This is a genomic window from Pseudogemmobacter humi (assembly GCF_900609055.1).
Lineage (GTDB): Bacteria > Pseudomonadota > Alphaproteobacteria > Rhodobacterales > Rhodobacteraceae > Pseudogemmobacter > Pseudogemmobacter humi.
Genome location: NZ_UXAW01000082.1, coordinates 21047 through 40086 on the forward strand (window position 1 = coordinate 21047; position 19040 = coordinate 40086).

20 protein-coding genes, 1 pseudogene and 1 riboswitch are annotated in these 19040 nt (G+C 69.2%); of the genes and pseudogenes, 3 read left to right on the forward strand and 18 right to left on the reverse strand.

Going from position 1 to position 19040, the window contains the following annotated elements:
* Window positions 1–115: 115 nt before the first annotated feature.
* The 10 genes and pseudogenes from XINFAN_RS14155 to XINFAN_RS14200 form a co-directional block, all read right to left on the reverse strand.
* Window positions 116–979: pseudogene (locus XINFAN_RS14155) on the reverse strand (transposase).
* 432 nt (window positions 980–1411) lie between these two features.
* Window positions 1412–2119 (reverse strand): transcriptional repressor LexA, encoded by a 708-nt coding sequence (lexA, locus tag XINFAN_RS14160; protein WP_124087519.1) that lies wholly within the window; start codon window positions 2117–2119, stop codon window positions 1412–1414.
* Window positions 2120–2223: 104 nt separating this feature from the next.
* Entirely contained in the window at window positions 2224–3387 is a 1164-nt protein-coding gene (locus XINFAN_RS14165; RefSeq protein WP_124087538.1) for a molybdopterin molybdotransferase MoeA, read from the reverse strand.
* A 44-nt stretch (window positions 3388–3431) separates the two neighbouring features.
* The gene (gene moaC, locus XINFAN_RS14170; RefSeq protein WP_124087520.1) at window positions 3432–3908 is read right to left on the reverse strand and encodes a cyclic pyranopterin monophosphate synthase MoaC; all 477 of its coding nucleotides are present in this window, start codon (window positions 3906–3908) and stop codon (window positions 3432–3434) included.
* Window positions 3905–4723, reverse strand: a complete 819-nt coding sequence (gene trpC, locus XINFAN_RS14175; protein ID WP_124087521.1) for an indole-3-glycerol phosphate synthase TrpC — start codon at window positions 4721–4723, stop codon at window positions 3905–3907. Before trpC ends, moaC begins: the two co-directional genes overlap by 4 nt.
* A gap of 146 nt (window positions 4724–4869) precedes the next feature.
* A complete protein-coding gene (locus XINFAN_RS14180; RefSeq protein ID WP_124087522.1) occupies window positions 4870–5526 on the reverse strand; it encodes a uracil-DNA glycosylase in 657 nt (218 codons plus the stop codon).
* Window positions 5519–6532, reverse strand: coding sequence for an anthranilate phosphoribosyltransferase (gene trpD, locus XINFAN_RS14185; protein ID WP_124087523.1), 1014 nt, complete (start codon window positions 6530–6532; stop codon window positions 5519–5521). The genes XINFAN_RS14180 and trpD overlap by 8 nt, the downstream gene beginning before the upstream one ends.
* The gene (locus XINFAN_RS14190; RefSeq protein ID WP_124087524.1) at window positions 6529–7116 is read right to left on the reverse strand and encodes an anthranilate synthase component II; all 588 of its coding nucleotides are present in this window, start codon (window positions 7114–7116) and stop codon (window positions 6529–6531) included. Before XINFAN_RS14190 ends, trpD begins: the two co-directional genes overlap by 4 nt.
* Window positions 7117–7371: 255 nt before the next feature.
* Window positions 7372–7704 (reverse strand): hypothetical protein, encoded by a 333-nt coding sequence (locus tag XINFAN_RS14195; RefSeq protein ID WP_124087525.1) that lies wholly within the window; start codon window positions 7702–7704, stop codon window positions 7372–7374.
* Window positions 7705–7937: 233 nt separating this feature from the next.
* Complete coding sequence (locus XINFAN_RS14200; protein WP_124087526.1) at window positions 7938–8324, reverse strand: LysR substrate-binding domain-containing protein; 387 nt, start codon at window positions 8322–8324, stop codon at window positions 7938–7940.
* Window positions 8325–8640: 316 nt separating this feature from the next.
* On the opposite strand from XINFAN_RS14200, the gene XINFAN_RS14205 reads away from it, so the two are divergent.
* On the forward strand, window positions 8641–9066 hold the full coding sequence (locus XINFAN_RS14205; protein WP_124087527.1) for a hypothetical protein: 426 nt from the start codon (window positions 8641–8643) through the stop codon (window positions 9064–9066).
* 373 nt (window positions 9067–9439) lie between these two features.
* Here the strand turns inward: XINFAN_RS14205 and XINFAN_RS14210 are convergent, their stop codons facing one another.
* The 6 genes from XINFAN_RS14210 to XINFAN_RS14235 form a co-directional block, all read right to left on the reverse strand.
* Window positions 9440–10204, reverse strand: coding sequence for a class I SAM-dependent methyltransferase (locus tag XINFAN_RS14210; RefSeq protein ID WP_124087528.1), 765 nt, complete (start codon window positions 10202–10204; stop codon window positions 9440–9442).
* A complete protein-coding gene (locus XINFAN_RS14215; protein WP_124087529.1) occupies window positions 10201–10617 on the reverse strand; it encodes a pseudoazurin in 417 nt (138 codons plus the stop codon). The genes XINFAN_RS14210 and XINFAN_RS14215 overlap by 4 nt, the downstream gene beginning before the upstream one ends.
* A 3-nt stretch (window positions 10618–10620) precedes the next feature.
* Complete coding sequence (locus XINFAN_RS14220) at window positions 10621–11388, reverse strand: ABC transporter ATP-binding protein (protein WP_124087530.1); 768 nt, start codon at window positions 11386–11388, stop codon at window positions 10621–10623.
* Window positions 11385–12383: a FecCD family ABC transporter permease gene (locus XINFAN_RS14225; RefSeq protein ID WP_124087539.1), complete on the reverse strand. Its 999-nt coding sequence runs from the start codon at window positions 12381–12383 to the stop codon at window positions 11385–11387. The genes XINFAN_RS14220 and XINFAN_RS14225 overlap by 4 nt, the downstream gene beginning before the upstream one ends.
* Window positions 12384–12421: 38 nt before the next feature.
* Complete coding sequence (locus XINFAN_RS14230) at window positions 12422–13429, reverse strand: ABC transporter substrate-binding protein (RefSeq protein ID WP_435530874.1); 1008 nt, start codon at window positions 13427–13429, stop codon at window positions 12422–12424.
* A 176-nt stretch (window positions 13430–13605) separates the two neighbouring features.
* Window positions 13606–13818: riboswitch (cobalamin riboswitch) on the reverse strand.
* Between the two features lie 343 nt (window positions 13819–14161).
* Complete coding sequence (locus XINFAN_RS14235; protein WP_124087532.1) at window positions 14162–14599, reverse strand: MerR family transcriptional regulator; 438 nt, start codon at window positions 14597–14599, stop codon at window positions 14162–14164.
* Between the two features lie 85 nt (window positions 14600–14684).
* Here XINFAN_RS14235 and XINFAN_RS14240 point away from each other — a divergent pair, with 85 nt between their 5' ends.
* Window positions 14685–16928, forward strand: coding sequence for a heavy metal translocating P-type ATPase (locus XINFAN_RS14240; RefSeq protein WP_124087533.1), 2244 nt, complete (start codon window positions 14685–14687; stop codon window positions 16926–16928).
* A 1-nt stretch (window position 16929) separates the two neighbouring features.
* Window positions 16930–17556: a methyltransferase family protein gene (locus XINFAN_RS14245; RefSeq protein WP_124087534.1), complete on the forward strand. Its 627-nt coding sequence runs from the start codon at window positions 16930–16932 to the stop codon at window positions 17554–17556.
* On the opposite strand, the gene XINFAN_RS14250 is transcribed toward XINFAN_RS14245, so the two are convergent.
* Together XINFAN_RS14250 and XINFAN_RS14255 are read right to left on the reverse strand one after the other, a co-directional pair.
* Entirely contained in the window at window positions 17540–18490 is a 951-nt protein-coding gene (locus XINFAN_RS14250) for a DUF6925 family protein (protein ID WP_124087535.1), read from the reverse strand. The two genes, XINFAN_RS14245 and XINFAN_RS14250, sit on opposite strands and share 17 nt — an antisense overlap.
* A partial coding sequence (locus XINFAN_RS14255; RefSeq protein WP_148087149.1) for an ABC transporter ATP-binding protein occupies window positions 18483–19040 on the reverse strand: 558 nt, incomplete at its 5' end. The genes XINFAN_RS14250 and XINFAN_RS14255, both read right to left, overlap by 8 nt.

The following is a 19040-nucleotide window of genomic DNA, read 5'->3' on the forward strand; positions in this document are numbered from 1 at the left end:
GCAGAGGATGCGATCCGCCGGGCACGCGATGATAACGCGGATAGAATCGCCCCTGCCACGCGCTTCCCGGTGTAATCGGGCGCATTCGCAGAACTTACGCGGCCCTTTTCAGTTCCTAGGTGGGTGTGATGCCGCGGGTGCCCATGTTCGGGCGGCGGTTGTCGTAAGCCCCAGGCCATTGCCTGGCGTGGTCCTGTGCCTCGTCGATGGTTTGGGTGAGGTATTGGTCCAGCCATTCATGACGGACGGTGCGGTTGCAACGCCCGATGCTGGGGGTCTGTCAGGGTGGGATGGCGGATGGCGATCCCCCGGATCTCAGCCCGGTTCCGCAGCTTGCCACTGATGTACTCCAGACGATCCGCCATGAAGTCGATGGACCTGATCATGTCGGGCGCCTCCGGCACGGCCAGGGCGTTGGGCTTGTCCAGCTTGATCCGCTTGCGGAGTTTGATCTCCAGGTTCAGTTCCGGTGTGCAGCAGATACGCTAGACGCGCTTGTGGTTCCAAAGGTGCCCCTTCACGTTTGCGCAGGTACAGGCAGCACAGCTTGCGCCTCGGGTCTGCGGGCATCGGTCAGCCCAACCAGAATCAGCGATCTCCGCGTTCCCGGCCTGCCATAGCGACAGCAGGTTTCGCTCACTCCGAACGCCGGCAGGCCAGGGCAATACTGACCTTGTGTCGCGTCACCACCTTCCCGGTCTTCCCGCGGCGGCGAAACGGCCGGGCTACTTTTTCCCAAGAGGATCCCTTGAGCAGACCGGCTTGCATGCTCAGACCCGCATATATCCGCTTCAGCCGGCGGTTCTCATCCTCAATGGTCTTCATCTGGCGGATCAGGGCGCATATACTTCGCCCGCCACCTTTAGAACGACGCTTTGCTTGTGCCATGCTTGCGGCACGGCCCGGAAACCGGAACAAGGCCATCGGCTTGGTGCAGGACCGCGAGGATTTGCGCCTCTGCGTATCTGATTGTTTTTATTCGTAATTTTATCAAAAATCTTACCGGGAAAACTCTGCTTATGCAGCCGGATACTCCGGGGGGATGATCATATCCTTATCCGGAGATGATATTGCCGCTCGCATTGCTCCAGGCGCTCCTGACAGTCGGGTGAGGGCGTAATGAAAGGCAAACATTCCCGGTCGGAAGAGCCAGGGCCGGTTTTGTTCGGGCGGGCCGCGGTGGGGCTTTCCGCGCCTGAGCCACTGGCGGGAACTGGTGTTCTCGGGGCCTGTCTGGCGGGATTTTGCGCCTGCCCGGCGGGAACGGTCGCATCCGGCTGAAGAAGAGGAAGGAGCGGCAGGAGAAAGATATGGGCAGGGGGATGGCGTGCGGCACGGGTACCCGGCTTCCGGCAGGCATCCTTCCCAAGCTGTTCATACCGCCCCAAGAGGGGGGGGGAAGGCCATCCGCTCAGTAGCTGCGGATCAGGCCGACAAGCCGCCCCTGGACCTTGACCAGATGATCGGGGAAGACGCGGGTCTCATAGGCCGGATTCGCCGCTTCCAGTGCGATCATGCTGCCGCGGCGGCGGTAGCGTTTCAGGGTGGCCTCCTGATCCTCGACCAGAGCCACCACGATGTCGCCGTTCTCGGCGGTGGCCTGTTCGCGGATCACCACGATATCGCCATCGTTGATCCCGGCCTCGATCATGGAATCGCCTTTGACCTCAAGCGCATAATGGTTCCCGCGCCCCGACAGCATCGAGCCGGGCACCGCGATGTGATGCGAGACTTCGGCGATGGCCTCGATCGGCACACCGGCGGCGATCCGGCCCATCACCGGCAGTTCCAGCGCATGGACCGGGGTGACCGGCATCGCATCGGTGGGCGGCGGTCGGCGGTCGCCCTCGATCACTTTCGGCGCGAAACCCGGAGCCGCGGAACCTGCGGGGCGTTTCTCTATCGCCTCGGGCAGACGGATTATTTCCAGCGCGCGGGCGCGATGCGCGAGGCGGCGGATGAACCCGCGCTCTTCCAGGGCGGTGATCAGCCGGTGGATGCCGGATTTCGAGCGCAGATCCAGCGCCTCTTTCATCTCGTCGAACGAGGGCGGCACACCTTCGCGGTCGAGCCGCTCGCGGATGAAGTTCAGCAGCTCCAGCTGTTTTCGCGTCAGCATCCCTGTCCTCCGGCAAAACGGGCGGATCGTTGATGTAATGTTCTGCCCGTGTTCCCGGTTTGTGTCAAGCTCTTTGCTGATTCTTCATGATTTTCCCGCAAGGATCAGATCGGGATGTAGCGCACCGTCTCGCCGGTGGCCCGGGCCGGATCGCCAACCGGGCGGACCAGCAGCGCATTGGCTTCGCTCAGCACGCTCAGAAGCGCGCTGTCCTGGCTGCCGAAGGGGGTGATGACGCCTGCGTCGACGCGCGCGCGCATATAGTGGCTGCGCGGCCCGTTCGCGGGCAGATCCACCCCGAGCCGCGCGTCCTGCAACCGGGGCGCGGGCGCGGGGTCGCCCTGCATATGGCGCAGGAGCGGCAGGAGGAACAGTTCGGCGCAGATGATCGACGAGACCGGATTGCCGGGCAGGCCGAGGAGCGCCGCGCCGAACAGCCGCCCCGCCATCAGCGGTTTACCGGGGCGCAGCGCGATCTTCCAGAACGCGGCCTCCATCCCGAGGCTTTTCGCCACCGGCGCGACCAGATCGTGATCGCCGACCGAGGCGCCGCCCGAGGTCACGATCACATCCGCGCCGCGGGCGAGTTCAAAAACCGCCTTCAGCGCGGATTCGGTGTCGCGGGCAATCGGCAGCAGGCGGACTTCGGCGCCCTCTGCCTCGGCCATCGCCTTGATCGCGAAGGAATTCGAGGCGATGATCTGGTCGGGGCGCGGGTCTTCGCCCGGCATCACCAGCTCGTCTCCGGTCGAGATCACCGCGACGACGGGGCGGCGGCGGACCGGCACGGTGGCGATGTTCATCGCGGCGATCAGCGCGAGATCGGACGGGCGCAGGCGCCGCGGCGCGAGTTCGGAGCCGATGCGGAAATCCTGGCCGCGCGAGCGGATGTTGGTGCCGGAATCGCGGTCGGTGATGGTGATGAATTCGCCATCGCGGGCGGTGTTTTCCTGGATCACCACGCGGCTGGCGCCGTCGGGCACCGGGGCGCCGGTGAAGATGCGCACCGTCTGGCCCTCGCCGATCACGCCGGTGAAGGCGTGTCCCGCTCCGGCCTCACCGATTACGCGGAACGTCTCGCCCGGTTCCGGCGTGCCCTGAAGCGCGTAGCCGTCCATCGCCGAGGCGTCGAATGGCGGCTGGTCGCGGTGGGCGCGGAGCGGCTCGGCGAGCCAGCGGTCGCGGGCCCCGGCGAGCGGCACGGTTTCCACCGGCAGAGCGGGGGCAAGCGCGAGCAGCCGCGCCATCGCCTCTTCGACCGGGATCAGCTTGCCGGGATTGGCCGGGCCGGGGCCGGTGTCGACGGGGGGAGTCACGGCGCGGCCTCGAAGGTGCCGGACTTGCCGCCCTCTTTGCGCAGAAGGCGTATCCCCTCGATCCGCATGGATTTTTCTGCCGCCTTGAGCATGTCGTAGACGGTCAGCGCGGCGACCGATACGGCGGTCAGCGCCTCCATCTCGACCCCGGTGCGGCCCGAGGTGGCGACGGTTGCCTCGATCCGCACGCCGCCCCGCGCGGCGTCGGGGATCAGCTCGATCGCGACCTTGCTCAGGGGCAGCGGGTGGCAGAGCGGGATCAGATCGGCGGTGCGTTTCGCGGCCATGATCCCGGCGAGCCGGGCGGTGCCCAAGACGTCGCCCTTGGCGGCGCCGCCTGCGGCCAGCGCGAGGGTGGCGGGCGTCATCAGCACCCAGCCCTCGGCCACCGCCACCCGGTCGGTGACGGATTTGCCCCCGACATCGACCATATGGGCCTGGCCCTTCGCGTCGAAATGGCTGAGCGGGGTCACAGCGGCATGCCGCCTTCGGCGGTCAGCGGGCGCGAGAGGATCTCGCGGGTGGCGGCAGCGACATCCGTCTGCCGCATCAGGCTTTCGCCGATCAGGAAGCAGCGCGCGCCGAAGCGGGCCAGATCGGCGAGGTCGTCGGGGGTGTAGAGCCCGCTTTCCGCGACGATCAGCCGGTCCTCGGGCACCCGGCGCGCAAGGCGGCGGGTGGTGTCGAGCGTGACCTCGAACGTGTGGAGATTGCGGTTGTTGATGCCGATCAGCGGCGATTTCAGTTTCTGCGCGCGGTCGAGCTCGGCTTCGTCATGGACCTCGATCAGCACGTCCATGTGCCAGTCGAGTGCGGCGGCTTCGAGCTCGGCGGCCTGAGCATCCGAGAGCGAGGCGAGGATCAGCAGGATGCAATCGGCCTTCAGCGCGCGGGATTCGGCGACCTGCCAGGGGTCATAGAGGAAATCCTTGCGCAGGCAGGGCAGTTTCACCGTGTCATGGGCCTGGACAAGGAATTCGTCGACGCCCTGGAACGAGGGCGCGTCGGTCAGCACGGAAAGGCAGGTGGCGCCGCCCTCCTCATAGGCGCGGGCGAGGGCGGGCGGGTCGAAATCGGCGCGGATCAGGCCCTTCGAGGGGCTGGCCTTCTTGATCTCGGCGATCAGCCCGTAGCCGTTCGATGCGGCGGATTGCAGGGCGCTCGCGAAGCCGCGCGGCGGCGGCGCGGCGCGGGCGGCATCCTCGACCTCGGGAAGCGGGCGCGCGGCTTTGCGCGCGGCAACTTCTTCCAGCTTGTAGGCTTTGATCTTGTCGAGGATGGTCGTCATCGGGCCGGGGCCTCCCGTTCTGGTCTGTGTCGGGTCGGGGCGCAAAGCCGGGGGTTTCACACCCCCGGACCCCCGTGGGGTATTTCCATCAAGGTGAAAGACGATACCGGGATTGTGTAACCCGGGGGGACGGGGAAGGGAAGGGATCAGCGGGACCAGTCGATCGGCGGCTCGCCGCGGGCCCGGAGCCAGGCGTTGCTGCGGCTGAAGGGCTTTGAGCCGAAGAAGCCGCGATGCGCGGAGAGCGGGGACGGGTGGGGGCTTTCCAGGAACAGATGGCCGTCGCGCGGCAGGTTCGCGCAGAGTTTCTGCGCCGGGCCGCCCCAGAGAAGGAAGGCGCGCGGGCCGTCGGCTGCGGTGGCGTTCAGCACCTGGCGGGTCAGCTTTTCCCAGCCCTGGCCCTTGTGGCCGAAGGCGCGGCCCACCGGCACGGTGAGGATCGTGTTCAGCAAAAGCACGCCCTGTTTCGCCCAGCCCGACAGATCGCCGTCGCGCTTTTGCGTGCCGGTGTCGCTGGCGATCTCGGTCAGGATGTTCCTGAGCGAATCGCGCGGCGGCTCGCCCGGCGGGAAGGAGAAGGCGAGGCCCTGGGCGCGGCCCGGCGTATGATAGGGGTCCTGGCCGAGGATCACCACCCGGACCTGCTCGCGGGGTGTCAGGCGCAGGGCGCGGAAGATGTTTTCCGGCGCGGGCTGCCAGTCGCGGTTCGCGGCGAGGCGGGACCAGAGCGCGGGCCAGTCGTCATGGAAGAACGGCAGATCGGCCCAGGAGGCGGGGATTTCGGGCGCGCCGGTTTCAGCCATTCGAGGCGCGCACCGCCGCGGCGAGCCGGGCCTTCGCCGCGCCCGAGTCGATCGCGCTGCGGGCGAGGTCCACGCCCTCGCGCAGGTCTGCGGCCTTGTCGGCCACCACCAGCGCGGCGGCCGCGTTCAGCAGAACCGCATCGCGGTAGGCGCCGGTTTCGCCATCGAGCAGGGCGCGCAAAGCCGCGGCATTCCCGGCAGGGCTGCCGCCCATGATCTTCTCGAACGGATGATAGGGCAGGCCGGCATCCTCGGGGTGCAGGGTGAATTCGCGGATCTGGCCGGCTTCCAGCGCCGCGACCTTCGTCGGTGCCGCGATGGAGATCTCATCGGTGCCGTCGCCACCATGGACGAGCCAGGCCTTGACCGAGCCGAGGGCGCGCAACGTCTCGGCCATCGGGCGGATCAGATCGGCGGAAAACGCGCCGGTGAGCTGGCGCTTCACCCCGGCCGGGTTGGTCAGCGGCCCGAGGATGTTGAAGATCGTGCGGGTGCCGAGTTCGGTGCGCACCGGGCCGACATGGCGCATCGCCGGATGGTGCATCGGCGCCATCATGAAGCCGATCCCGGCCTCGGTCAGGCATTTCGCCACCACCTCGGGGCCGACCATCACGTTCAGCCCCAGTTCGGTCAGCGCATCCGCGGCGCCGGATTTCGAGCTGAGATTGCGGTTGCCGTGTTTTGCGACCACGACGCCCGCGCCCGCGACCACGAAGGCGGTGGCGGTCGAGATGTTGAGCGTGCCCTTGCCGTCGCCGCCGGTGCCGACGATGTCCATCGCGCCCTCGGGGGCGGTCACGGGATTGCATTTCGCCCGCATCACCGAGGCGGCGGCGGCATATTCGTCCACCGTCTCGCCGCGGGTGCGCAGCGCCATCAGGAAGCCGCCCATCTGGGCCGGAGTGGCCGCGCCCTCGAACAGCGCGCCGAAAGCGTCTTCGGCCTCGGCACGGGTCAGCGGGCGGGTGGCGGCGATGCCGATCAGCGGCTTGAGGATATCGCTCATGCGGTGACTTTCACCCCGGCCTCTTCGAGGAAATTCGCAAGCAGCCGGTGGCCGTGTTCCGAGGCGATGCTTTCGGGGTGGAACTGCACGCCCTCGACCAGTTTCTCGCGGTGGCGCAGGCCCATGATGGTGCCGTCTTCCAGCCAGGCGGTGACCTCCAGGCAATCGGGCAGGCTCTCGCGTTCGACCACCAGCGAGTGGTAGCGCGTGGCCTCGAACGGCGACGGCAGGCCGCGGAACACGCCTTTGCCTTCGTGGTGCATGAGGCCCATCTTGCCGTGGACGATCTCATGGCAGCGCACGACCTTGCCGCCGAACGCCTCGCCGATGGTCTGATGACCCAGGCAGACGCCCAGAAGCGGCACGTCGGCGGCGAAGGCGGCGCGGGTCAGCGGCAGGCAGATCCCGGCCTGGGCCGGATCGCAGGGGCCGGGCGAGAGCACGATGGCCGAGGGATTCAGCGCCAGCGCCTCCTGGACCTCCAGCGCGTCGTTGCGCCGGACCTCGACCTCGGCGCCCAGCTCGCCCAGGTAATGCACGAGGTTCCAGGTGAAACTGTCGTAATTGTCGATCAGAAGCAGCATGGCGGTCGCAACCTATTGAGATCACAGAGTTCCTGCCGTGAATGCCTGCCGCAGTGCCCGCAGCCGGCGGGTCCTGGCCGGACGGCTGGCGGGCTGGACGGGTTCGGCCCCGTGGAACATTGACAACGCTTATCGCGCATCTGCCCGGGCAGGGCAACCCGGCCACGGAGGGCCGTCATTGCCAGGCAGATCGCGCTCAGTTGGTGACCGGAGAAGGCGGAGGCGGGCCGCCCCGGGTTTCCAAGGGATCGCGCCCTAGTTGACCGCGCCGAGGCCGAGGCCGAAGTCGATCTTGCCGACCGCGACATTATAGCCGAAATTCGCATCGGCGAAGATGTCGTTGCCGATCCAGGCGATGCCGATATTGGGGCGCACCGCGCTCGTCGCGAAATGATAGTCGATGCCGAGCGAGCCCGCGGCCTTGTCTTCTTCGCGCGAGGAAAACGCCTTGAGGCCGATCGCGGCGCCGGAACTGCCGCTGTTGCCGAACACCCAGCTCAGGCCGATACCCAGCCCGATGTCGTCCGCAGAGGCCGGACCCGCGCCAAGCGCGAGCGCGATGGCCATGCCGATCATTGCTTTTTTCATCGAAGGCTTCCTTTCAGCGGTGTCGGTGCTGCACAAGAGGCGGCAAATGCAGCCCGCCTATGAAACAGCGATTTGCCACCCGATGCAAATTCCTTTCGCATGGCCGCGCGGCGTTGTCTGCCCGATATTGCTTCCTCTGCCGGGGCCGTTGTGCGGTGGTGAGGAAAATCTGACTGCTTCCAGGGCGGTGGTCTGGTCCCGCTCGCCATGGCCGCCTTTCCGCGTTTCATCCGTCAAATCGTGGTGCCGTTCCGCCCGGGGGCCAGGCTATCGGCCAGTGCGGCGCCCCGTCTGGCCGGCGCGCGGGCGGTGACCAGTTGCCCGCGCATCACCTCGGAGCGGACGCAGCGCGCGGGCAGAAGCGAGGCCACCATCCCGGCGGCTACCATCCGGCGCAGGGTGTCGGGCGTGGCTCTCTCATGATCGCGGGCATGCAAGGCACCGTTCTCTTCGCAAAAGCGCGTGATCCGGCGGCGCGATACGAGGCCGGGAGCGGCCTGCTTGTCGGGCAGCAGCAGCGCATGATGCACTCCTTCGGAGGATTGCCGCAAACGCCTCTCGCCACGGTTCTCCTGCACGAACAGCCGCATATGCGGGAAATCGCGGCGGACTCCCGGCATGGCGGCGGAAAGCCCATAGGTGCCGACGCACCGCTCGCCCCCCGGATGGCGCTACGCGGGCAGGGCCGGAGGAGCCTCGCCGAGCGCTCTGCGCATGTCCCCGACCGCGGCGGGGATCTCGCGGGCGCGTCTGCCCTGGACCAGCCGCGTGCCGAGTGTGGGTCGGGTGGCGTTGCAGCGTCCGGCCGCCCGGCTTAAGGAGCGTATCGGCAAGGGCGACCAGATATTCCGGCCTTGCTCTCAACCGCCCCGGTATCCGGCCCGGGCCTGAAGACCGGCAGGTCGGACGGGTCTTCTCGCCAGGGCGGCAAAGCTCATGCGCGATGCGGTAATGCTGGATGGCGCCGACGCCAGGGAGGCGGGCGGATGCGCGCTTAAGGATGGTCGGGAAGGCCGCCATGACGCCGATGTCGTGCAGGTCGCGGATGCGCATGAGGCTTTCGGTGAACTCCGCCTCCACGCGTTCGGTGCAGGCGCGGGCGCAGACCCCGACCGCGCGTTGCAGTTCTGCGGGGCCAGCCGGTTGCGCACCGGGGCGATCAACGCCGCGACCCGGGCGTCGGCGGTCTCAGCCGTCAGGTCGTTGGGCCGGAATGGGGCGGACACAGCAGCCAGGTTCAGAAACGCGATGATGCAGGGGTTTGACGGCAGCCGCAGTGTGGTGCGGCCAGGATTGCGCCGTCGCTGCAAGAACTGCCGGATCAGCCGCAGCTTGCCCGCAATTTCCGCGACGGCGCCCTGATCCGGCAGGCCGGACGAATCTTGCGGCGTTGCGCGCTGTTTCCGGCCAGCCTGCGGCACCGGAGCCTGCGCTGCGCTTTGCGCTCTGTCCATTCCGGCCTCCGGTGATCGCATCTGTGCTGTCCTGCAGATCGCCAGCGAAAGCCGGGGCCTCTGCAAACGGAGGAGATTTCATAATTCGCCGGGGGGAGAAGGGATTTCTTCCGTAGGGCAGGCCGAGGCACGGCTCCGGTCGGCCTGGCGTGGGGCGCCGGGGCGCAGCAGCGCCGGGCGTCGCACTCTTTGGCGAAGGATGCTGTCCGGCGGCGGGAAAGGGGCGGATGATTTGCCTGCGCCGCGAAACCCGCGCGCGCCGACAGTGCGGCGCGGCGGGGTCAGGGCCGGGTTGCGGCCAGGATGAAGCGCCGCCAGACCCGCGTGCGCAGACGGTTGCGCAGGCCTTGCGTGCGGCGCTGCGCGCGGGCGATCGGCTCGTGGCTGATGCGGTTGAGGCCCCGGAAGCCCGCGGCCTCCAGCATCGGGGCGAGCCGCTCGTATGTCAGCCCATCTCCGAACGGCAGTTGCCGCATGATCGCGCCGTGCCGGTCGCTGAGGGCGCCGTCGTAATGCGGATCGGGGGCGATCCGGTCCCAGAGCGCCAGCAGCCGCGCCGCCCAGAGCCCCGAGGGCGCGGGCCGCGCCCAGTCCCCGTCATAGATCAGCAGCCGCCCGCCGGGGCGCAGCAGGCGGAACCATTCGGCGAAGGCGGCTTCGGGCGCGGTCAGCGTCCAGACCAGATGGCGGCAGACCACGGCGTCGTAGGCCCCCGCGGGCTCCATCGTGTGCTGCGCATCGGCCAGCAGAAACCGCAGCCGGGGTTTCCCGGCATGTTTCGCCCGCGCCTTCGCCAGCATGGTTTCCGAGAAATCCAGCGCCGTCACCTCATGGCCCAGATCGTGCAACAGCCGCGTCACCTCGCCGGTGCCGCAGGCCAGTTCCAGCACCCGCTGCGGCGCCGGGCCGAGATGGTCGCGCATCGGCGCGGCCCAGGCTGCGGCCTCGGGCCCCGGCGCGATGTGATGGCCGAAGGCGAGATCGAAAGTCTCGGACCGGCGCGACCAGTAATCGCGGATCTCCTCGGCGAGGCTGCGGTTCATCATTCGGCGGCGAGGATCGCGTCGAACCGCTCGCGCGCCTTCTTCGGCAGATCGTCGGGCAGGGGCGTCTGCGCAACCTCGCCGACATGGATCAGCATCACCATCCCCATGGCGTAATGCGGCGAGCATTTGATGCCATAGCTGCCCTCCACCCCGAAGGTGACGGTGAAATCCTCGTTGATCTTCGATTTGAACGGCTCGGCGCCCTCGGGGATCATGCCGTCGATGGTCGCGGCATTGTGGCTGGGCTGGCTGGGCACGAAGCGCACGGAATCGCCCGGAGCGATCTTCAGGAACGAGGGCTCGTAGATCATCGGCCCGTTTTCCGAACGGTTGTACATGCCCACCTCATGCACTTCGGCGAAGGCGGGGCCGGCAAGCGCCATCATCAGCGCGGGGACGAGCAGGCGGTTCATCGGTCAGTCCTCGATACAGTGGAAACGGAAAAGGGTGGCGCCGTCCGCAGGATCGGTCAGGCGGCTGGCGCCGACGCGGAAGATGGCGGCCAGGCGTTCGGGGGTCAGCACTTCGGCGGGCGGGCCGACGGCGGCAAGGCGGCCGCCTTCCATCACGCCCAGCCGGTCGCAGCCCATGGCCTGGTTCAGATCGTGCAGCGCGATCACCACCGTCACCGGCAGATTGCTCACAAGGCGCAGGAGCGTCAGCTGATGGTGGATGTCGAGGTGATTGGTCGGCTCGTCCAGCAACAGAAGCCGCGGATGCTGCGCCAGAGCGCGCGCGATATGGACGCGCTGGCGCTCGCCGCCGGATAGAGTAGACCAGATTCGCGCCGCCATATGCGCCATGCCGACGGCGGTCAGCGCGGCCTCGACGATTTCGGCGTCGGTGGAAGAGAAGGGGGTCAGCGGCGAAAGCCAGGGCGTGCGGCCAAGCTCGACCGCGTCGCGCACCGAGAGCGCCTCGGCGGTGTCGGCCTGCTGCTCGACAAAGGCGATGTGCTGCGCGATCTCGCGGCGCGGGATGCGGTGAAGCGGGCGGTCGTCCAGCCGCACCTCGCCCTTCGCACGCGGAGCGATCCCGGCCAGAAGCCGCAGCAGGGTGGATTTTCCCGAGCCGTTCGGGCCGATCAGGCCGAAGGTCTCGCCGGGGCCGATCTCCAGATCGACCGCCGCGACCACCTCGCGCCCGCGCACCGACCAGCCGGCATTATGCGCGGAAAGCCTCATCCCCTGGCCCTGCCGCGGATCAGGATCAGCGCAAATCCCGGCGCGCCGACAAGGGCGGTGACGACGCCGATCGGCACCACCTGGCCCGGGATCAACATGCGCGACGCCACATCGGCGGCGATCAGGAACACCGCGCCCGCGATGGCCGCGACCGGCACCAGCCGCCCGTGGCGCGGCCCGACGAGGAAGCGCGCCGCATGGGGGATGACGAGGCCGACGAAGCCGATGGAGCCGACAAGGCTGACCATGGTCGCCGTCATCAGTGTGACCGCGCCGATCAGCACGATGCGCACCCGGCGCACCGGGATGCCAAGCGCGGCCGCCGCATCCTGGCCGAAGGCGAAAGCGTCCAGCGCGCGGGCATGCCACAGGCAGGCGAGGAACCCCGCCACCGCCACCGGCACCGCCAGTGTCACATCCGGCCAGCGCACGCCGGAAAGGTTGCCCAAGAGCCAGAACATGATCCCGCGCGCCTGTTCGGCATTGGCGGATTTCGCGATGAAGAACGAGGTCAGCGCGTTGAAAAGCTGCGATCCGGCGATTCCGGCCAGCACCATCTGCGCCGGGCCGCCGCCCGCCGCCCGCGCCAGCGCCGCCACAAGGCCGAAGGCGAGCGTCGCGCCAAGGAAAGCCCCGCCCGAGATGCCGAGGGCCCCGCCGCCGACACCAAGGATCGTCACCGCCACCGCCCCGGTCGAGGCTCCGGCGGAAACCCCCAGCAGATAGGGGTCGGCAAGCGCATTCCTGACCAGCGCCTGCAACACCACGCCCGCAAGCGCGAGCCCCGCGCCGCAGGCGGCGGCGACCAGGGTGCGCGGCACCCGATAGGCCCAGATGATGCCCTGGTCGATCGGATCGACCGGCAGCCCGGCCTGCCAGAGATTGTTCGCGAAAGCCGCCCGGACCGTCTCCCACGGCAGCGGCGTCTCGCCGAGGATCACCCCGGCGAGGATCGCGGCGAGAAGCACGGCCGCACCAGCCGCCGTCCGCGCCATCAGGCGCGGCAAAAGCGGAACCCGGGCGGCCGCGAGGCTCATTTCAGACCGAAGGCCGGCAGCGCGGCCGCCAGTTCCTCAAGCGCGCCGACGTTGCGGATCGAGGGATCCATCGCATGGGCGTCGATCACCACGATACGGCCTTCCTTAACCGCATCCATCTGGCTGGTGACGGGATCGGATTTGAGGAATTCGAGCTTCTTCTCGTAATCGTCGGCCTCGAAGCGGCGGCGTTCCATCCTGGCGATCACGATCACCGAGGGATTGGCGCGGGCGATGGTCTCCCAGCTGACCACCGGCCATTCCTCATCGCTTTCGATGACGTTCTTCAGACCCAGCGACTGCATCATCCAGGCCGGCGGACCCTTGCGCCCGGCGACATAGGGGTCGATGTCCATCTCGGCCGAGGAGAACCAGAACACCGCCGAGGCCTCTTGCAGATCCAGCGCCTGCGCGGCTGCTACCGCCGCCGCCTCGCGCGCCTTCAGATCGGCGACCAGCGTCTCGCCGCGGTCCGACACGTCGAAGATGGCGGCCAGTTCGGTGATGCTCTGATAGAGGCTGTCCATCGAGAACATCTCCAGCCGGGTGCCGTCCGACCCCTGGGTGTTGTCCTTCGCCACGCAATCGGTGGGCATCGTCCAGGTCGGAATGCCGAGATCGGCGAATTGCTCGCGGGTGGCGACGATGCCCTGGGCGCCGATATGCCATTCATATTGCACCGTCACGACGCCGGGGCGTTTGGCGACCACGCTCTCGAACGAGGGGTCGTTGTCGGCCAGCCGCTCGACGCCTTCGTTCAGATCGTGGAACTCGGGCAGCACCGGGGTGAACCAGACCGAAGTGCCGGCCACCTTGTCGCCGAGGCCCAGCGAATAGAGGATCTCGGTCGTGGCCTGGCCGACGGTGACGGCGCTTTCGGGCGCCTTGTCGAAGCTGACACTGACGCCGCAATTCTCCAGCACCAGCGGATAGCTGGTTTCCGAGAGGGCGGGCAGGGCGGCGGAAAGGGCGAGAAGGCTCGCGGCGCCAAGGCGCAGGGTCATGCGGGAAAGCATCGGGGATCTCCGGTTGAGGGGATGCGCCCGGGCGGCACGGGAAAGCGAGGCAGCGCCATCCGGGCGGGCGACGCGAAAACCGCGCACGCTGGCAGGATCCGATGCCCGAAGGCATGTCTTCGCTGACGTCATCTGACACCTCGCCGGACAACCCCGCCCGGGACAGTTGCTAACGGGTGTCGGCAGGTCTCCTGACTGGCGGGTCACGGGGTCTCTGGCGCCTTCCCATGGCCGGATGGCCACAGTGGCATGTCGCAGATCACCTCGCCGCCTACAGTTGCGGGGGCAGTTCCGGTTCGCCCCGCGCAGACCTGCTGCGGACGGGGCGGCGGATTCCCTTTCAATTCCTTGCGGAAACCGACCCGCAAGGCCATAGCCCGCCCGCACCCGCGGGGCAAGGGCCATTCCCGGCGCGGCCCCTGCGGCAGATGCGCCCCCGCGCGGCGCCGGGGCCTCTGGCGGGGACGACCGTGGCCGAAGGAAAGCCGGTTTCCCGACAGGGCTCCTCCTTGTGACCATAAGCGGGGGGCGGATACCGGCGGAGCCTCCGGCGGGGATATTTAAGGACAGAAAATGCACCATCCCAGGTCATTTTCTGTCTCTAAATATCCCGGGGGAGTCCCGGCTTTGCCGGGACGGGGGCTGGCCCCCTCTCTGCGTTGCCGGCCCGTCCGGCGCGGCGCCGAAGTCCTCGAAGGGGTCGGGCGATTGCGGCGGGGCTCAGAGGCGGTCCTGCGTGCCGCCGTGATGATCCTGTGCGCAATGGTCGTGATTGCCCAGCACCTCGATCACCCGGCAATCGGCCATCGTGCCATGCGAGCATTGCTCCAGCATCCGCTCCAGTTCGGTCCCGAGCGCAGCCAGCCGCGAGATCCGCGCCTTCACTGCGGAAAGCTGGCGCCGCGCGATCTCGTCGGCGGCGGCGCAGGGGCGGGCGGGATCGTCCGACAGGCTCAGAAGCTCGCGGATCGCCTCCAGCGGGAAGCCGAGATCGCGGGCATGGCGGATGAAGCTCAGCCGCTCCTGCGCCGCCTTGCCGTAAAGCCGCTGGTTGCCCGCGCTGCGCCCGGCCTCGGGCAAAAGGCCGATCTGTTCGTAATAGCGGATCGTCGGCACCTTCACCCCGGTGACCCCGGCCAGTTTTCCGATCGTCAGCATGAGAAACCTCTTGAACCTATAGTTGCTATAGCACTTAGGTTTCCGATTCGATGAGGACAAGGCCCCGGGCGGGGCGGAGGATGAGATGACAGAGCGGCGGGAATGGACGGTCACGGGCATGGACTGCGCGGCCTGCACGGTGAAGCTGACCCGGGCGGTGGAAAAGCTGCCGGGCGTCAGCGGCGTGAAGGTCGCGCTGATGGCTGAGAAGCTGTCGCTGGATCTGACGGCGGGCGCGACGCCGGCCGAAGAGATCGAGGGCGTGGTGCGCAGGCTCGGCTTCGGCATCGCGCCGAAACAGCCCGAGGCGGGACCGGCCCCCGCGGCGGCGGGCGATTGCTGCGGCAGCGGCGCCTGTTCGGGCGGGGCGGAGCCCGGCGCCGCGGGGGCCGGGTCTGGCGACGCGGGCCACGGCACCCCCGGCCATATCCACGACGACCCGGCCGACCGCGGCAAGCCCTGGTATCGCACCGGCAAGGGGCGGCTGGTGATCCTGACCGCCGCGCTGCTGGCGCTGGCCTGGGTGTTCGAACTGCTGACCCCGGCGGGATATGGCTACTGGGCCTTCCTTGTCGCCTGCCTGATCGGCGTCGCCCCGGTGGCGAAACGCGCCTTTGAGGCGCTGCGCATGGGCCAGCCCTTCACCATTGAAAGCCTGATGACCATCGCCGCCATCGGCGCGCTGTTCATCGGCGCGGCGGAAGAGGCGGCGCTGGTGGTGTTCCTGTTTGCCGTGGGCGAGGTGCTGGAGGGCGTCGCCGCGGGCAAGGCGCGCGACGGCATCCGGGCGCTGGCGAACCTCGTCCCCAAGACCGCGCTGCTGGAGGAGGACGGCCAGACCCGCGAGGTTCCGGCCGGGTCGCTGAAGCCCGGCCAGACCGTTCTGGTCCGCCCCGGCGACCGCATCCCCGCCGATGGCGAGATCACCGAGGGCACCTCCGGCATCGACGAAAGCCCGGTCACCGGCGAGAGTGTGCCGCGCACCCGCGGCCCCGGCGAGCCGGTCTTCGCCGGTTCGATCAATGCCGAGGCGGTGCTGCGCATCCGCGTGACCCGCGCCGCCGCCGACAACACCATCGCCCGCATCATCCGCCTCGTCGAAGAGGCCGAGGAGGCCCGTGCTCCGACCGAGCGGTTCATCGACCGCTTCTCGCGCTGGTATATGCCCGCCATCGTCGCGGTGGCGGTGCTGGTGGTGCTGGTGCCGCCGCTGGCCTTTGGCCAGGACTGGGACACCTGGATCTACCGCGGCCTCGCGCTTTTGCTGATCGGCTGCCCCTGCGCGCTGGTGATCTCGGTCCCGGCCTCCATCGCCTCGGCGCTGTCCTCGGGCGCGAAACGGGGTCTTCTGATGAAAGGCGGCGCGGTGATCGAGACCGCGGCCAAGGTGGCGCAGGTCGCCTTCGACAAGACCGGCACCCTGACGCGCGGCAAGCCCGATGTCACCGATCTGATCCCCGCCCCGGGCGTGGCCGGGGCGGATCTGCTGGCGGTGGCCGCCGGGGTCGAGGCCGGATCGTCGCATCCCCTTGCCCAGGCGGTGCTGCGCCGGGCGGAAGCGGCGGGCGTGGCCCCGCTGCCCGCGCGCGAGGCGAAGGCGATCCCCGGCAAGGGGGTGGAGGCTCTGGTGGATGGTGCGAAGGCCTGGGTCGCCTCGCCCCGCCATGCCGCCGATATGGCCGGGATCGGCGGTGATGCCGTGGCCCGGGCGGCGGAGCTGGAGGCCGAGGGCAAGACCGTGGTCGCCGTGTTCCGCGAGGGTCAGCCGCTTGGCCTGATCGCCCTGCGCGACGAGCCGCGCGCGGATGCGGCGGAAGCGATGCGTCAGCTGAACGCCATGGGCGTCGGCGCGGTGATGCTGACGGGCGACAACCCGCGCACCGCCGCCGCCATCGCCGGGGCCCTCGGCATGGACTGGCGCGCCGAAATGATGCCCGAGGACAAGCTGGCCGAGATCCGTGCCATGGGCGCGCGCGGTCCGGTGATGATGATCGGCGACGGTATCAACGATGCTCCCGCGCTGAAACAGGCGGGCATCGGCGTCGCCATGGGCTCGGGCACCGATGTCGCGCTGGAAACCGCCGATGCGGCGATCCTGCGCGACCGGGTGAGCGACGTTCCGGCGCTGATCCGGCTGGCGCGGGCCACGATGGGCAACATCCGTCAGAACGTGACCATCGCGCTCGGGCTGAAGGCGGTGTTTCTGGTGACCTCGGTTCTGGGCCTCACCGGCCTCTGGATCGCCATCCTCGCGGATACCGGCGCGACGGTGCTGGTGACGCTGAACGCGCTGCGGCTGCTGACCTTCGATCCGGCGAGAGAGGGTTGAGATGATGGACCAGTCCGGCTGGATCGCGCTCGGGATCGCCGGGCTCTGGCTGGGGCTGTTCGCCCTCGGCACGCTCGGCGCCAGCCGCGCGGCGGGGCGCAGCGCCTGGCTGTTCGGCCGCGCCCGGGGCCGCGCGCGCCTTGCGGCGGCGGGCTTCCGCCTCGCCTTCGTGCTGGCGCTGGCCGGGCCGCTTTTGTGGCTGGCGGTGCCGGTCCTGCACGAGGCCGATCCGCTCTGGACCATGGGGCCGCCGGCGGCCTTCGGCCTGATCGGCGCGATGCTGACGGCGGCGGGCGCGATGATCGCCTTCGCCGCCCAGATGTCGATGGGCGCCTCCTGGCGGGTGGGCGTGGCGCCGGAGGAGGTCGGCGCGCTGGTCACCGGCGGGCTTTACCGGATCAGCCGCAACCCGGCCTTCCTCGGCCAGGCGATGCTGCTGGCCGGGTTGGCGCTGGCGATCCCCGCGCTGCCAACGCTGCTGGCGGCCGTGCTGTTCCCCGCCGCGGCCTCGGTTCAGATCCGCGACGAGGAACAGGCGCTGCGCGCCGCCCATGGCGCGGATTACGACCGATGGGCCGCCCGGGTGCCGCGCTGGATCGGCGGGGCGGCGTTCATGCGGCGCCGGTGAAGCGGCGCTCCAGCTCCCACACCCTTTGCGCATGGCGCAGATGGCGGCCGGCGGGCAGCGGGCGGTCCTCGGGCCACTCATCCGCATCGACCACCGGGGCATCGTCCTCGCCGGTCTGGCCGCGGGCGAGCGCCTCGCGGAGCGCCTTCACCTCAGGCGCGCGATGCGCCTCCATCAGATCGGTGTAATGCGCCCAGACCTCGCGGCTGAAGCTCTCGCGCGGGGTGCCGTCGGGCAGGGCGAAGGGCGAGGCGGGGTGCAGGCTCGCCACCGGCAGCCAGCCGTCGGGGATCGGCGTGTTCGCCGAATGGGTCCGCCCGGCGGCCAGCAGCTTCGGCAGCAGATGGGTGTGCGGTCCGGGCGGGCTTTTCCAGTCGGTGTCGGGCCCGCCGATCTTCTGATAGACCTCGCAGCGCCCGGCGGCGGTCAGCGCCACGCGATGCGGATGGCGGGCCATCATCAAAGGCCAGGCGGTGTTGTCGGGGGCGCCGGCGAGTTTCCCCTCGTTCTCGCGCAGCGCGGCGATCAGTTCGGCATCGCGGGTGCGGATGCAGAATTCGACATTGGCCTGGGCGAGGCCGCAGTCGAACAGCACCATGTCGCGGTCTTCGGGGCGGATCGCCTCATGATCCACGCCGATCTCGTGAAAGCCGGTGCGCGAGGGGCGGCGCGCCTCGGCCTCGGGCAGCAGGAATTCGACGTGGCGGAACCATCGTTCGGATTTGGTCGAGGGCATTTCCCAGGCCAGCGCCCGCACCCCTTCGGTGCGGTCGAAACGGATGCCGCCGCGCGCGGTGAAGACGCCGGTGCCGCGGTCGGCCCATTCGGCCGGCGGGTCGCCGTCCAGCCGGGTGAATTCGCAGATCGCCCCGAAAGAGCCCATCGACCAGCCGGTGATCTCGTCTCCGAGCCAGCGTTGCAGAACCTCACGCATCCTCATTCTCCGTCAGTTCGGTGATCAGCCAGTGATCGCCCCCCGGGCCGGGGCGGCGATCGAGTGCAATGCCGAAGACCTGCGCCATCAGATCCTCGCGCAGCACATCGGCGGGCGGGCCGTCGGCCAGGATCCGGCCGTGGTGCATCATCACGATCCGGGTGCAATGGCGCGCGGCCAGCGGCAGGTCGTGCAAAGTCGCCAGCACCGCGCGGCCTGCGCCGGCCTCGGCCCGCAGCAACCGCGCGGTGCGGATCGCCTGGGCGGGGTCGAGCGCGGCGCAGGGCTCGTCGGCGATCAGGAGCGGCGCGCCCTGCGCCAGCGCGCGGGCCATCAGGACGCGCGCCTTCTCGCCCCCCGAGAGGCCGGGCACCTGGCGGCGGGCGAAATCCTGCAACCCGAGCCGGGCGAGCCATGCGCGGGCCTCGGCCAGCCCCTCGCCGTGGTGGTCGGGATGCGCGCGCCAGCCGAGCGCCACCAGATCCTCGACCGCGACCGGCCAGACCAACTCGCGCTCCTGCGCGAGATAGGCGGCGTGGCGGGGGCGGGC